Below are 14,604 nucleotides of genomic sequence, written 5' to 3'. Positions count from 1 at the left end.
TCCCCGGAGGCGCACGGGCCTCCCGTGGGCTCCGGGGCGGCGGCGGTAGGGTGGGCCGCGTGAACGACATGAACAACGCCTTGGTCTGGATCGACTGCGAGATGACGGGGCTGGACCTGCACCGGGACGCCCTCATTGAGGTGGCCGTGGTCATCACGGACGCCAACCTCAACGTCCTCGATCCCGGGCTGGACGTGGTGATCAAGCCCACCGACGAGGCCATCGCCGGCATGAACGACTTTGTGCGGAACATGCACGTGACCTCCGGCCTGCTCGAGGAGCTGCCCCAGGGCCTGAGCATGCGCGAGGCCACGGATCAGGTGCTCGCCTACATCAAGCGTTTCGTGACGCACCCGGGCAAGGCGCTGCTGGCCGGTAACTCGGTGGGTAACGACAAGAACTTCCTGGTGCGCGATATGCCCAAGGTGATCGAGCACCTGCATTACCGCATCGTCGACGTCTCCTCGATCAAGGAGCTGGCCCGCCGCTGGTACCCCAACGCGTACTTCAACGCCCCCGCCAAGACCGGCAACCACCGCGCGCTCGGCGACATCATCGATTCGATCAACGAGCTCAAGTACTACCGCGAGGCCATCATGGTCCCGGCGCCCGGCCCCAGCGCGGCCGAGGCACAGGGGATCGCGGCTGAGCTTTCCGAGGGCTGAGCGCCCGGGGAGGAACCCCGTGGTCGTGAGCACTCAAAATCTCGTGTAGGATTGTTCGTGTTGCCGGGCCCGAAAGGGAACGGAACACAATCCTCAGGGATTGTGGTGGGTATAGCTCAGCTGGTAGAGCGTCTGGTTGTGGTCCAGAAGGTCGCGGGTTCAAGCCCCGTTACTCACCCGGATACGCGAGGGCACCGTTTCGAAAGAAACGGGGCCCTCGCGTTTGTTGTCCCCTTTTCTCGCCGACTCGTGGAGTGGTCAAGAAAAGGCCCGACGACGGGTGGTTCCGTCGGGCGGCTTAGCTCGCCGGATGTTCCTTGCGGGAGGCGTCCCTGAACGCCCGCGGGCTCACGCCGTAGGCGCGCTTGAAGGCCCGCGCGAAGTGCGCGGGATCGCCGAAGCCCCAGCGCTCGGCGATCGCCGCGATGCCCGAGTCCTCCCCCGGGGTCTGCAGGTCACGCCGCGCGGCATCCAAGCGGCGCTCGCGCACCCACGTTCCCACGCTGCTTCCCTGTTCGTGGAAGAGCACGTGGAGCTGGCGCGTGGAGATGAAGTGGGCAGCGGCGATCCCCGCCGGATCCAGCGTGGGGTCGCCCAGTCGATCCATGATCCAGGCCCGGATCCGCATCACCTCGTCCAAGCGCCGGGCCGAGCGGTGTGGGGCGACGAGCCCGAATTGCTCGGAGAACACGGCGGTCACGAGCTCGAGGAGCGCGTGCACCGTGCTGGCCCCCTGGCCGTCCTTGAGCTCGTGCAGGTGTGCGGCGAGCGAAGAGAGGTAGGCGGAGAGGATGGCGCCCATGCCCTCGTCGGCGCCGATGCGCAGGCCGGCGATGAGCGCGAGCGCCTGCGGCGGCAGGCTGATGAGCTGCTGCGGGATGAGCACCACGAGGGTGTCGGAGTCCCCTGGAAACTCGCGGCGATACGGCATCGAGGAGTCGTAGACGGCCAGCTCTCCGGGCGCTAGCTCCGCCGTCCGCCCGGCTTGGGAGATGGTGCTGCTCCCGGCGATCTGCAGCGCGAGCCAGTAGTGCGGGTCTCCCCCGGCGGCGAGCCGGTGGGTGCGTTCGGCCGCGTGCTTTCCGGCGCGCACGCGGGCCAGGCGCACCCCAGCGAAGGCCTGCGCCGTCACGGAGGCCTTGAAGTCCGGATTCGCGGAGGAATCGATGGCCAGGGGCATGAGCCGCTCCGAGACCACGCGATGCCACGCGTTGACGTCCTCGACCTCGATGACGCTCGACTCCACGGTGCCCTCCCCTGCTCTACCGCCCATTGTCCGCCCGCCCGTCGCCGGCGGCCAAGCGCTGTCCACGCCCGGGACCCGCGCGCCCGCGCCGGGCGGGCCCGGGCGTCGCCGGGCCGGACACGCGCCGACGGCGCCGGGGACCCTCGAAGGGGTCACCGGCGCCGTCGTGCGGTGCCCTCGCTCAGAACGCGGCGACCGCAGGTTCCTGCAGCACGGCGTCCAGGTGCGCGGCCAGCAGCTCCGGGCGGTCGAGCGGGAGCACGGCCGAGACGTACATGTCCGGGCGCACGAGCACCACGGCGCCCTCGCGGCTCACGCCGCGTGCGTCGAAGATGTCCTCGCCGTCCAGGCTCGCGTAGACCTTCTCGTAGTCCATCATCTGCAGCGGGCCGATGCGCGGGCGGAAGATCTCCGGGGCGTCCATGATGCTCAGGTGCTCGTAGTCCTGCTGGTAGATGACCTTCGCGTCGAAGAGCGAGTCGGCGTCTGCGCCTTCCGCCGTGAAGCGCAGCACCGGGGACGCCGGATCGGTGGAGAGCCACGCGGCGAAGTCCTCGAGCTTGGAGGCCTGGCCCGGAGCCGGAGCGTCGGCGAATGCGTAGAGGCGCCAGCGCCCGTCGGCCTGGTGATGATGACCCAACTCACGGGCGTTGCCGTCGGCCAGGCGCATGGCCTTCGCGGAGCGGAAGCGCTCACCCAGGGGGTAGCCGGTGGCGAGCGACTGGAACTCGTCGGTGCCCGTCAGCCCCGCGAGCTCGTAGCGCGTGCCGAAGCCCATCGTGAAGTCGAAGCTGCGCTGGTAGAACTCCTGGATCACCTCGGGATCCACACCACCGCGCTCGGGGTGCTGCGGGTCCAGCGGGCCCGCCGCCATGAGCGAGCTCCACTGCTTGTCGAAGGTGATGAGGTCGACGGCGATCCGCTGGCGCTCGGCGGAGTAGGTGGACAGCAGCGACTCCGGCGCCTGGCCGCGCAGCACGTGGGCCAGCTTCCAGCCCAGGTTGAAGGTGTCCTGCATGGACACGTTCATGCCCTGTCCCGCCTTGGCCGAGTGGGTGTGGCAGGCGTCGCCGGCGATGAAGACGCGCGGCGCGCGCTCCCCCTCCACGGCGTCGTCGAAGTGGTCGGCCACGCGCTGGCCCACCTCGTAGACCGAGCTCCAGGCCACCTGCTTCACCGTGATGGTGTACGGGTTCAGGATCGCATTGGCGAGCTCCACGCACTGCTCCACCGTGGTGGAGCGCACCGAGCCGTTGTCGCCCTCGGGCACCTCGCCGAGGTCAACGTAGAAGCGCACCAGGTGGCCGCCCTCGCGGGGAATCAGCAGGATGGAGCGGCCGTCGTGGGCCTGGATGACACCCTTGGTGCGCACATCCGGGAAGTCGGTGTCGACCAGCACGTCCATGACGCCCCACGCGTGGTTCGCCGAGTCGCCGCGCAGCTTGAGGCCGAGCGAGCGGCGAACGTTGGAGCGGGCGCCGTCGCAGCCCACGAGGTACTTGGAGCGCACCGTGAGCTCCTCGCCCGCGCGCTCGCCCACCGTGCGGCGCAGCGTGGAGACGATGGGGTACTCGGTGCCGTCCTCGCGCACCTGGCCCACGAACTCGTAGCCGAAGTCGCGGCCCATGCGGGAGGGAGAGTTGGCCATGACCTCGGCGAACTTGTCCTGCACGCGCACCTGGTTGCAGACCAGGTGCGGGAACTCGGAGAGGCCTCGCGGATCGTCGGGGCGGCGGGACTCGCGGATGATGTTGCCGCGGTTGGCCGGGTCCGGTCCCCAGAAGACGGTCTCGGTGATGTGATAGGCCTCGCGGATCAGGTCCTCGGCAAAGCCGAAGGCCTGGAAGGTCTCCACGGAGCGGCACGCCACGCCGTCGGCCTGGCCCACGCGCAGGCGCTCCTCGCGGGAGTCGATGATGCGCGCGTCGATGTCGGGGAAGGCGGAGAGCTGGGCCGCCAGGAGCATGCCCGCCGGGCCCGTGCCGACGATCAGGACGTCCATGACCTCGGGCAGCTCGGCCGAACGCTCGATGCCGACGCCGGCCGCGGCCTGCAAGCGCGGATCGTGGTCAACGTAACCGTGGTGATGAAACTGCACTGTCTCTCCTGGGGGTGATGCTGGGGGCCGCGCCTCGGGGAGGGCGTCCGTGACCTACCGTTCAAGGCTAGGTAACGCAGCTCACTCCGCCGTGGCCCACAGCGCATAGAACCAGGATTTGCGCGCACGCTCTAGGTCATCTCTGCGACTCGATAAGATGGAACGTCTCGTCGCGCACCCGCGGCACCCCCAACGCTAGGAGCATCCGTGGCCGTCCGCCCCATCGTCATCTACGGGGAGCCGGTGCTGCACCAGCGCGCCGCCGAGGTCGAGGTCATCGACGAGGAGATCAAGACCCTCGTCGCCGACATGTTCGAGACCATGGACGTCGCCAACGGCGTGGGCCTGGCCGCCCCGCAGGTCGGGGTCGGCCTGCGCATCTTCACGTTCAACTTCGACGAGCACGACGACGACGCGCCCCACCGCGGTGTGGTCATCAACCCGCGCCTCACGCTCTCCAAGATCTCGGGCGCTGCGCCGGATCCCGACGAGCACTCCGAGGGTTGCCTCTCCGCCCCCGGCCTCGACTTCCCGCTCCAGCGTGCCGACTACGCGCGCGTGCAGGGCCTGGACATGGACGGCAACGAGGTGGACTTCGAGGCCCGCGGCTGGTTCGCGCGCATCATGCAGCACGAGTACTCCCACCTGGACGGCAAGCTCTACGTGGACATGCTGGATCCCAAGTGGACCAAGCGCTGGAAGAAGGCGCAGAAGAAGGAGGGGTTCAACACCCCCGGCCAGACCTGGATGCCGGGCGTTGACCCGGATCCGTTCGGCCACTGAGCCGGCGCCGGCCGCCCGCCGCCCAGGCGCGGCGGCCCGCTCCCCCGGCCACGCGCCGTCGGGCACCGAACGCAACAACAAAGGGCCCCGGAACCAAACGGTTCCGGGGCCCTTTGGCGCTAGCTACGGCGTGGTTCAGCCCAGGGCCGGCACGTTGGCCGGGTTGGTGCCGGCCATGGTCTCGACGACGCGGACCACCTGGCAGGAGTAACCGAACTCGTTGTCGTACCAGACGTAGACGACCACGTGGTGGCCATCGGCGGAGACGATCGTGGCGCGGCCGTCGACGATGCCGGCGCGGCGCGAGCCGACGAAGTCGGTGGAGACGACCTCGGGGGAATCGATGTAGTCCACCTGGCGGTGCAGCGGCGAGACCAGCGAGACGTTGCGCAGGAAGGTGTTCAGGGACTCGGCGTCCGTGGCCTTCTCCAGCGTCAGGTTCAGGATCGCCATGGAGACGTCCGGGGTGGGGACGCGGATGGCGTTGCCCGTGAGCTTGCCCTCCAGCTCCGGCAGGGCCTTGGAGACGGCCTTGGCGGCACCCGTCTCGGTCAGCACCATGTTCAGGACGGCGGAGCGGCCGCGGCGCTCGCCCTTGTGGAAGTTGTCGATCAGGTTCTGATCGTTGGTGAAGGAGTGCACCGTCTCCACGTGGCCGACCTGGACGCCGAACTCGTCGTTCAGGGCCTTCAGGACGGGGGTGATGGCGTTGGTCGTGCAGGAGGCGGCGGACACGATGCGATCGGCCTCCTCGATGTCGGCCTGGTTCACGCCGTGAACGATGTTCTTGAGGGCGCCCTTGCCGGGGGCCGTCAGCAGCACGCGGGAGACGCCCTTGGCCTCGAGGTGCTGGGACAGGCCGGCCTCGTCGCGCCAGCGGCCCGTGTTGTCCACCACGATGGCGTTGTCGATGCCGTAGGCGGTGTAGTCGACCGTGGTCGGGTCGTTGGAGTAGATGAACTGGATCATCGTGCCGTTGGCCGTGATCGTGTTGTTCTCCTCGTCCACCACGATGGAGCCGTCGAACGGGCCGTGGACGGAGTCGCGGCGCAGCAGCGAGGCGCGCTTGAGCAGGTCGTCCTCGGAGCCCTTGCGGACCACCACGGCGCGCAGGCGCAGGCCGTAGCCGCCGCGCTCGATGAGGATGCGGGCCAGCAGGCGGCCGATGCGGCCGAAGCCGTAGAGGACGATGTCGCGCGGCTCTGCGGCGGTGGCGCCGGACTTGCCGACGGCCTCGCCCAGCTCGGCGCGCAGGAACTCGGCGAGGTCGCCACCGGCGGCCTTGGCCTTCTGATTCAGGCGGGCGAGGTCGACGTTCACGGCGCCGAGGTCAAGGGCATCGAGGCCCTCGAGCAGGGCAAGCGAGTCGGCCGGATCCATCTCGACACCGTCGATGTGGCGCACCACGCGGTGGGCCTTCAGGATGTCCACGGCGGACTTGTTGATGAGCTTGCGGCCATAGATGGACGCGACCACATTGTTCTTGCGGTACAGGCGGCCGATCAGCGGGATCATCGTCTCGGCAAGGCCCTCACGGGCGCTCCACTCGGCGAGGGCTGCTTCGGTCTGCTGAGTCACTGCGTCTCCTGAGAGGTTCCGGCCGTGCGGGGCCTAAAGTGTCCCGGCGATGGCTCCATTGCGCACCGCGGGCGCGCGTCGGTCTCAGAAGCGAGGCTCCTTTGCGACGCACCATTGGTCATTCTACGGTGCAAATCTCGCACGCCCGTTCAGCTCGCCGTGAGGTGCATCACGCACTGCCCGACGGCGCGGGCCCGGGAACACGGCAAGGCCCCGCCCGGGTGGGCGGGGTCTTGCGTCTGGCGTCCCCGGCGCGCGCACCGCACCAAGGACTCGGGGACTCGACGCGCCTTAGGCGCTGAGCTTGAGCTGGGCCGCGCTCGAGGCGCGCACGTGCAGCTCGGTCGGCATGACCGTGGCCTCGGGCACCGACCCCTTGCCGTCGATCAGCTGGATCAGCAGTCGGGCCATCTCGGCGCCCATCTCGGAGGAGGGCTGGGCCACGGAGGTGAGCGGCGGCAGCGCCGTGGAGGCGGCACGGTCGTCGTCGAAGCCGACGATCGCCACGTCCTCCGGGATCCGCAGGTCATGCTCGGCAAGCACAGCGTAGGCCCCGAGCGCCATCTGATCGTTGGCGGCAAAAACGCCGTCGATCGGGGCGCCGGTGGCCAGCAGCGCACGCATGGCCTTGGCCCCCGAGGCCGGGGAGAAGTCTCCGCGCTCGGCCAGATCTGCCTGCAGACCTGCGGCGACGAGCGCCTCCTCCCAACCGCGCAGGCGGTCCTGACCGGCCGTCATGTCTGCCGGGCCGGCGATCGTCGCGATGCGGCGACGCCCCAACTTCACGAGGTGCTCCACCGCGGCCCGCGCACCGCCCACGTTGTCGGCGTCGACGTAGTGGGTGTGCGGCGGGACCGGCTCGAAGGGGCGGCCGCCAAACACGAGCGGGAGGGTGCCGGCGACCCCCTCGAGCAGCGGATCGTCCTTGTGGTGCGAGACGACCACCGCGCCGTCGACGTTGCCGCCGAGCAGGTAGCGCCTGGTCTTTTCGGTGGAACCGGCGGAGGAAATGAGCAGGCTGAGCGCGTAGTCGGTCGTGGCCAGGTGCGTTGCCACACCCTGCACGATCTGCGCGAAGTACGGCTCGTCGAAGACCTTGGCGGTGTCCTCGGGAACCACCAGGGCGATCGCCTGAGTGCGCCGGCTCGCGAGCGAGCGGGCGGCGCGGTTCGGGACGTAGCCCAGCTCCTCGATCGCCTGGCGCACGCTGGCCAACACATCGGGCGTGACCTTGGGCGAGCCGTTGACGACGCGGGAGACCGTGGCCCGGGAAACCCCGGCCCGCTTGGCTACCGCCTCCAACGTGGGGGCCCCAGATCGCGACTGCATCACTACCGTTCCTCCTGCCGTGGACCGAACCACACTAACCCGCCTTGACCTCGGCCTCGGCGCGACCCGCGATCGCGGCCTGGGCGATGCGGGCGTAGGCCAGCGCCGAATCCTTGAGGATGCGCGGGCCGTCGGCGTCGGCCCGGACAATGCCGAAGCGCTGCTCGTAGCCGTAGGACCACTCGAAGTTATCCAGCAGCGACCACACGAAGTAGCCGCGCACATCAGCACCCTCGGCGATCGCCTCGGAGACGGCCCGGAGGTGGTCGGTGATGTAGGCGGTTCGCTCCCCATCGTGGACGTGCCCGTCCGCGGAGACCTCGTCCGGGAAGGCGGCACCGTTCTCGGTGACGTACAGCGGGGGCAGGCCCGGGTACTCCCGCCCCAGGCGCACCAGCAAATGGCGCAGGCCGTCCGGGTTGATCTCCCAACCCATGCCCGTGTGCTCCAGATCGCGGTGCGGGAAGCTGATCTGCTCCACGCCGACCCAGGGCGAGGCGGCCTCGCGATCGGTGCCGCCGCCGTGGCCATCCGCTCCCTCCAGCGCGTAGCCGGAGACCTGATCATCGTGATAGTGATTCACGCCCAGGAAGTCCAGGGGTGCGGAGATGGAGGCGAGGTCACCGTCCTTGATCAGCTCGGTCAGACCGAACGGGGCAAGGTCCTCGAGCGTGTCGCCGGCGTAGGCGCCCTTGAAGATCGGGTCGAGGAACACGCGGTTTTGTAGCACATCGAAGCGGCGGGCCGCCTCGAGATCCACGGGATCCGTGGGATCCAGCGGGATGGCGTTGGAAAGGTTCAACGTGATGCCGAGGTTGGTGACGCCGGCCGAACGCAGCGCCTGAACGGCCAGGCCGTGGGCCACGTGCTGGTGGTGGATCGCCGCCACCGCCGCGCGAGGCTCCTGGCGTCCCGGCGCGTGCACGCCGGAGGCGTAGCCAAGCAGGGACGAGCAGAAGGGCTCGTTGAAGGTGCTCCAGTTTTTCACGCGATCGCCCAGGGCGTCGTGGATGCTCTGGACGTACTCGACGAAGCGCTCGGAGGTCTCGCGATTGGCCCAGCCGCCGCGCTCCTCGAGGGCCTGCGGCAGGTCCCAGTGGTACAGGGTCAGCCACGGATCGATGCCGGCGCCCAGCAGCTCATCGACGAGGCGGTCGTAGAACGCCACGCCGGCGGGATTCACCGCGCCGCCGTCGGGGCGCACGCGGGACCAGCTGGTCGAGAAGCGGTAGGCGTCCAGGCCTAGCTCCTTGAGGATCGCGACGTCCTCGGGGTAGCGGTGGTAGTGATCCACCGCCCGTTCCAGATTGTCGCCGCCGGCGACCGCCCCGGGCACCCGCGCGAACGCGTCCCACACGGAGTCGGTCTTGCCGTCCAGGTGACCCGCACCCTCGATCTGCGCCGCGGCGGTGGCCGCACCCCAGAGGAAGGAAGGGGGGAAGTTCTGCATGGTCATCCTTTCACCGCGCCCTGCATGATGCCGGCGATGAGTTGCTTGCCCGCTGCGACAAAGAGCACCAGCAGCGGAATGGTGGCCAACACGGCCCCGGCGAGCACCACGGAGTAATCCACGTAGTGCGCCGACTGCAGCTGCGAGAGCGCGGTCTGGAGTGTCGGGTTGGAGTTGTTGAGGACGAGGAGCGGCCACAGGTAGTCGGTCCACGCGGTCATGAAGGTAAACAGGCCGAGGATGGCCATGGCCGGGCGGGCCGCGGGCACACCCACGTGCCAGAAGGTCTTGAACATGCTCGCGCCGTCCACGCGGGCGGCCTCGATGAGCTCGTCCGGGATCACGTCCACGAGGTACTGGCGCATGAAGAACACGCCAAAGGCCGTAACGAGCGTGGGCACGATGACCGCGCCGATCTCGCCGGTCCAGCCCCACTGCCGCATGAGCATGAAGAGCGGAATGATGCCCAGCTGCGTCGGGACCGCGAGGGTCGCGACAACAAAGACCATGAGGCCGTTGCGGCCCTTGAAGCGCAGCTTCGCGAAGGCGTAGCCGGCCAGGGTGGAGAAGCTCACCACCGAGAGAGTGATGATGCTGGAGATCAGGACCGAGTTGCCCAGGGCCTTCCAGAAGGGGATGGACTCGAGCACAACGGAGATGTTCTCCCAGAAGCGCCCACCCGGCAGCAGCGGCGGCCAGCTCAGGCCAAAGTCAGCGTTGGAGCGCGAGCCCATGACAAAGGACCAACACAGCGGGTAGACCGAGACCACCAGGAACACGGTGAGCAGCCCATAGGTGAGGAAGCCCGGGCGCCCGGCCGTGCGTCGTCGTGCACGACGGCGGGTGGGAACCGAGGTTCCCGCCTCGCCTGAGTCCTCGCCGCCCGTGGGGGCGGCGGCGGGAAGGGTGGGGGCGCTCATTTCTCTCCTCCTGCGCGGCGCCGGCGGCGCTTGGCGCCGACCTTTGCCTCGGCGGTGGCGATCGACTTGGACAGGAAGAAGTTCAGGACTCCCACGCCCACGATGATGAAGAAGAGGATCCAGGCGATCGCCGAGGCCTGGCCGAAGTTTTGCCGCTGGAAGGCCATCTCCCAGAGGTAGAGGACCGTGGTCTGGAACTGGCGCTGCGAGCCGCCCGGCGTGGAACCGGAGGAATCGAAGAGACGCGGCTCCACGAAGATCTGCAGGCCGCCTACCGTGGCGGTGATGATCACGAAGATCATGGTGGGACGGATGCCGGGCAGCGTCACCGAGAGGAAGCGGCGCAGGGGGCCGGCGCCGTCCAGCTGCGCTGACTCGTGGAGTTCGCGCGGGACGGACTGCATGGCGGCCAGGAGAATCAGGGCGTTGTAACCGGTCCAGCGCCAGTTCACCATGGTGGCGATGGCGATGTGACTCGGCAGCGTCTCTGACTTCCACATGATCGGGTCGAGGCCGAAGTTCTGCAGGATGTTGTTGATGAGGCCGTACTGCTCGCCAAACATGGTGGAGAAGATGAGGGCCACGGCGGCGGGCGTCACCACATACGGCAACAGGACGCTCATGCGCCAGAAGGTCTTGGCGCGGATGTTCTGATCCAGCACGGCCGCGATGAACACGGCGGCGATCAGCTGCGGGATGGCCGAGAGCAGGAAAATGCTGGCCGTGTTGAAGAGCGAGTTCCAGAAGTACTCGTCGCTCAGGACCTTGACGTAGTTGTCGAAGCCGACGAAGTCGCCCTGGCCCTTCAGGAGCTTCCAGTTGAAGAGCGAGACGAAGAACGTGTAGACGAGCGGGAAGAGACCCACGAGTCCAAAGAGGATGAAGAACGGGGCGATGTAGACGTACGGCGAGGCCTTGGCGTCGAGCCGGCTCAGTCGCGCTCGCCACGGGCGGCGGTTGCGGGCTGAGGAGCTTTCCCGCGGTCCGGGCTCCGGCTCCGTGCCCTCGGCAAGGCCGCCGCTGGGGGTGATGGTGGAGGTCATGGCTTCTTTCCGGTGCGGCGGGCGGGCCTCACGCGAGGCCCGCCCGCCTGGGTGGGACAGGGACTTAGTTGTTGACGACCAGCTCGTCGAGGAGCTTCAGCGCCTGGTCCCATGCGCCCTTGGCATCAGTCTTCTTCAGGTCAAGCTGCACCAGGGCCGGGCCGAAGACGTTCTCCTGGATCACGGAGTCCTGCGGGCCCTTGAACTGGGCCTTCACACCCTCGGCACGCTTGGCCAGGATGGCGCCGGTCGGTGCGTTGTTGAAGAACTCGTTCGGCGTGGCCTTGGAGGCGATCTCCTCGGCGGCCTTCACCGTGGAGGGGAAGGTGCCGGCGGCGTCGGACTGCGCGACCTGCTGCTCGGGGGCGGTCAGCCACGCGGCGAGCTCGGCGGCCTCCTTCTGGTGCTTGGAGGTGGTCGGCACCGAGAGGAAGGAGCCGCCCCAGTTGGTGGCGCCGCCCGGGAAGACGTCGGCGAAGTCCCAACCGGTGGACGCGTCGCCGCCGCCGGCCTCCACCTGGCCCTTCACGACACCCAGCATCCAGCCCGGGCAGGTGAAGGTGGCGAAGGAGCCGTCAACGAAGGCCTTGCCCTTGCCCCAGTCCCACTGGGTCTGGCCGGCGGACTGGCCGGAGAGGGTGGCGGCGGCGAGCTGCTCGAAGCGGGTCTTCAGCTCGGCGTTGTCGGCCACGTTGAGCGTGCCGTCGGCCTTGTAGTAGCCCTCGGAGAGCTGGTTGACCATGGCGTTCCACACGAAGCCGGACTGGTCGTACCAGCCCTTGCCGGTCTTCTTGGAGTACTCGGCGCCCACCTCGAAGTACTTGTCCCACGTGGCGTCCGCTCCCCCAAAGAGCTTGGCCACCTCCTCGCGGTCGGTCGGCAGGCCGGCCTCCTTGAAGAGCTTGGTGTTGTAGCACAGGCCCGTGGGGCCGATGTCGGAGCCGTAGCCGATGACGCGGCCGTTAGCGTCGGTGCCCTGGGCGTACTTCCAGTCCAGCCAGTTGCTCTTGATGTCCTCAGCGCCGAAATCACGCAGGTCAACGAACTGGTCGGAGACCTCCATGATGGAGCCGAGCCAGCCCTCCTCGACGGCGACGATGTCGGAGAGGCCCGAACCGGCGGCGATCTTGGTGAAGGCGTCGGTGCGGGCGTTGCCGCCGGTGTCGATGTTGGTGGCCTTGATGGTCACGCCGGGGTGCTCGGCCTCGTACTTCTTGTAGAGCTCGTCGTAGCCGAAGGTGCCGAAGGTGGTCACCGTGAGCTCCACCGGCGCTGCCGAGGACGAGCCGGCGGCCGAGGTGGAGCCGGGGGCGGCGCTGTCGGAGCTGGAGCCACAACCGGAAACGGTTGCGGCGAGGGCGGCGGCGGCGGCGAAGGCGGCCACGCCACGGAGACTGCGGGGGGTCTTCATGGTTTCTCCTCGCAGGGGCGAAAGGGGAGGTTCAACGGGGGGTTGCCTCCACCCGTGTGAGAGCGCTCTCACGGGCGATGGTGAAACGCTAAACGTGTGGCGTGGGGCACGTCAAGCGATTTTGGTGATCGTTGTCACCATTGCGTGAGAGCGCGATCACGACTCGCCCGGAAGGGCGCGGATTTCGGTTGCCGCGGTGGCACAAAAGAAATCCGGAGCTGTCCCCCGTTCCCGGGCACGCGTAAGCGGTGGCCCGGGGCTAGCGAGCTTCGCCGAGTGCCCGTTCGCGCCGCGCGAGGCGGCGCCACACCAGCCCCGACACGGTGGCCGCAATGAGGGTCAGTGCGGTGAGCACCCACATGATGGGATGAGGCGGCCGCTCGGCGAGATCAACGCCCTTCGCTGCCGTGAAGACGTAGCTCATCCAGAGGATGGCGGGCGAGGCGGCGGCCCACGCAAAGACGGCCCCGGCCCGCTCTGCGGGCGTCGACGGCACGTAGGCAGGATCCTCCGCGCGACGGCGCACCGCTTGGCGCCACTGGATGACCGAGCCCACGGTCAGGAAGAGCAACGACACAGCGACGCCACCCAGGACGATGAGCATCAGGCCTGTTGGATCGTCGGCTTCCGTTGCCACGCGGGGCTCAAGCAGCAGGGCGTACGCGAGGGTGCAGAAGGCGCCGATCATCGGCAGCACGGAGAGCCAGAACAAGACTCTCAACGTGGGAGATCCGCTCCAGGACCGCCACCATTCCCGCATTTGCCCTCCGCGTCAGTTGCCGGTGCCTTCGAGAGTAACCGGTGGCGCTTCGGCCTCAAGACACGTTGCCGCCGAACACGCAAAGAACCCGAGACCTCGCTGAGCGGCACGGGTTGTTTCGCGTTTCTGGCTACGGTGCTGTGCTGGGCCAGGGCGGCGACTCCGAGGCGCCTCGCTCCCCCGCGGCCGTATCGACGGGCACCATGATGCCGTCACGGTCCGGATCAGTGGTGCCGATCGGCGCAGCGGCGCGGAAGTCGCCGGCATCATCGTCGGGCGTGGCGAAGCGGCGCGACGTTCGCCGCGAGGTCCCCCTCAGCGGGGCGCACGACAGGTCGTGCCGCAGGGCGAAGAACACCGTGGGCCGCTCCCCCGACACAAGGATTCTCGGCGTTCGCGTGAGGTGAGACATCATCCGGCTGCGCCGCCCGCACACCAAGCGGTTGAGGGCCTTCCGTCATGACGAGTCTTTCGCCAACCCAGCAGATATTAGGCTTATTTACACCGGCACTAAATGCTAAGTAATTCTGTGATCTTGCCGTCCATTAAAGGGATCTCACAGTGTGAGCATGATGCGATATGACTGTCCAGCAACAGCTCATCCTCGAAGGACTTCCCTTGCGACGAACCCCCATGGTGACTGCGTTCGCCACCGCCGCCCTTGCGCTCACGGCCTGCTCAGGTCAGCCTTCCGCAGCGCCCGTGACGGTGACCGAAACCGTCGTTGGCACGACTACCGCGGCCCCGACCGCCACCGTCCCGACGGCGACCACGCCTCCGTCTACTCCTCGCACAACGAGTGACCGTGGGAATCTCGTGAAGAAGGTGGGCGAGCTCGGTGCCGCTGGCGACTCGAACGGAGATCGGTCCTTCGAGTTCACAGTCACGGAAGTAGATACCAGCGTGAAGTGCGGGAATCCCTACGCCCGGAAGCCCGAAGGCAAGCTCATCGCTATCAAGATCACAGCCAAGACCACGAAGAATGTCTCGCTCGATACGCTCGGTTCGGACGAAATCTGGTTCACGCAGGATTGGAAGGCCATCGACAAGAACGGCGAGACGGCCGGTTGGGATCCGGACTCAACGGATGCGGTGTACAACTGCGAAGTCAAGCCGTCGCTCATGCGAGGAGTTGGGCCGTCCGAGAAGATCACCGGCTGGGTCGTTCTCGATGTCCCGGACTTGGAGAGCGTGATCGTGTGGCAGCCAGGCTTTATGGTCAACGGCGGCTGGGAGTGGCAGCTCTAGGGCGTGTCTCCTAATAGGCGTTGCCAGGTGAGGATGGCGCAGAGGGTGACGCCGGCGCGGTAGGTGATGGCGA

12 protein-coding genes and 1 tRNA gene are annotated in these 14,604 nt (G+C 68.0%); 4 read left to right on the top strand and 9 right to left on the bottom strand.

The genetic code is table 11. From position 1 onward, the window contains the following. The first annotated feature begins 68 nt into the window (after positions 1-68). Together orn and DWB68_RS10040 are read left to right on the top strand one after the other, a co-directional pair. Positions 69-665: an oligoribonuclease gene (gene orn, locus DWB68_RS10045; RefSeq protein ID WP_119425077.1), complete on the top strand. Its 597-nt coding sequence runs from the start codon at positions 69-71 to the stop codon at positions 663-665. Positions 666-770: 105 nt separating this feature from the next. Then, positions 771-843, top strand: a tRNA-His gene (locus DWB68_RS10040). 120 nt (positions 844-963) lie between these two features. Here DWB68_RS10040 and DWB68_RS10035 read toward each other — a convergent pair. After that, a complete protein-coding gene (locus DWB68_RS10035; protein ID WP_158588279.1) occupies positions 964-1,911 on the bottom strand; it encodes an AraC-like ligand-binding domain-containing protein in 948 nt (315 codons plus the stop codon). A 181-nt stretch (positions 1,912-2,092) separates the two neighbouring features. Next, positions 2,093-4,009 carry an FAD-dependent monooxygenase gene (locus tag DWB68_RS10030; protein WP_119425010.1) on the bottom strand — a complete coding sequence of 639 codons (1,917 nt, stop codon included), beginning with the start codon at positions 4,007-4,009 and terminating at the stop codon, positions 2,093-2,095. Between the two features lie 207 nt (positions 4,010-4,216). On the opposite strand from DWB68_RS10030, the gene def reads away from it, so the two are divergent. Beyond that, positions 4,217-4,792 carry a peptide deformylase gene (gene def / locus DWB68_RS10025; RefSeq protein WP_119425009.1) on the top strand — a complete coding sequence of 192 codons (576 nt, stop codon included), beginning with the start codon at positions 4,217-4,219 and terminating at the stop codon, positions 4,790-4,792. A 135-nt stretch (positions 4,793-4,927) separates the two neighbouring features. On the opposite strand, the gene DWB68_RS10020 is transcribed toward def, so the two are convergent. The 7 genes from DWB68_RS10020 to DWB68_RS09990 form a co-directional block, all read right to left on the bottom strand. Beyond that, positions 4,928-6,370 carry a glyceraldehyde-3-phosphate dehydrogenase gene (locus tag DWB68_RS10020; protein ID WP_119425008.1) on the bottom strand — a complete coding sequence of 481 codons (1,443 nt, stop codon included), beginning with the start codon at positions 6,368-6,370 and terminating at the stop codon, positions 4,928-4,930. Positions 6,371-6,661: 291 nt separating this feature from the next. Further along, complete coding sequence (locus tag DWB68_RS10015) at positions 6,662-7,699, bottom strand: LacI family DNA-binding transcriptional regulator (protein ID WP_119425007.1); 1,038 nt, start codon at positions 7,697-7,699, stop codon at positions 6,662-6,664. A 34-nt stretch (positions 7,700-7,733) separates the two neighbouring features. Further along, the gene (locus tag DWB68_RS10010) at positions 7,734-9,149 is read right to left on the bottom strand and encodes a GH1 family beta-glucosidase (protein ID WP_233548734.1); all 1,416 of its coding nucleotides are present in this window, start codon (positions 9,147-9,149) and stop codon (positions 7,734-7,736) included. A 2-nt stretch (positions 9,150-9,151) separates the two neighbouring features. Then, positions 9,152-10,069: a carbohydrate ABC transporter permease gene (locus tag DWB68_RS10005; RefSeq protein WP_119425005.1), complete on the bottom strand. Its 918-nt coding sequence runs from the start codon at positions 10,067-10,069 to the stop codon at positions 9,152-9,154. Further along, positions 10,066-11,112, bottom strand: a complete 1,047-nt coding sequence (locus DWB68_RS10000; RefSeq protein WP_119425004.1) for a carbohydrate ABC transporter permease — start codon at positions 11,110-11,112, stop codon at positions 10,066-10,068. The genes DWB68_RS10005 and DWB68_RS10000 overlap by 4 nt, the downstream gene beginning before the upstream one ends. A gap of 64 nt (positions 11,113-11,176) precedes the next feature. After that, the gene (locus tag DWB68_RS09995) at positions 11,177-12,523 is read right to left on the bottom strand and encodes an ABC transporter substrate-binding protein (RefSeq protein ID WP_119425003.1); all 1,347 of its coding nucleotides are present in this window, start codon (positions 12,521-12,523) and stop codon (positions 11,177-11,179) included. A 259-nt stretch (positions 12,524-12,782) separates the two neighbouring features. Then, positions 12,783-13,235 carry a hypothetical protein gene (locus tag DWB68_RS09990; protein ID WP_119425002.1) on the bottom strand — a complete coding sequence of 151 codons (453 nt, stop codon included), beginning with the start codon at positions 13,233-13,235 and terminating at the stop codon, positions 12,783-12,785. A gap of 627 nt (positions 13,236-13,862) precedes the next feature. Between DWB68_RS09990 and DWB68_RS15995 the strand changes: the two genes are divergently transcribed. Continuing rightward, entirely contained in the window at positions 13,863-14,531 is a 669-nt protein-coding gene (locus DWB68_RS15995; RefSeq protein WP_147391642.1) for a DUF4352 domain-containing protein, read from the top strand. The last annotated feature ends 73 nt before the right edge of the window (positions 14,532-14,604 follow it).

The sequence above is a fragment of the Galactobacter valiniphilus genome (assembly GCF_003575975.1).
GTDB lineage: Bacteria > Actinomycetota > Actinomycetes > Actinomycetales > Micrococcaceae > Galactobacter > Galactobacter valiniphilus.
The sequence above is the reverse complement of the archived record's forward strand: the minus strand, read 5'-3'. Positions and strand labels throughout refer to the sequence as shown.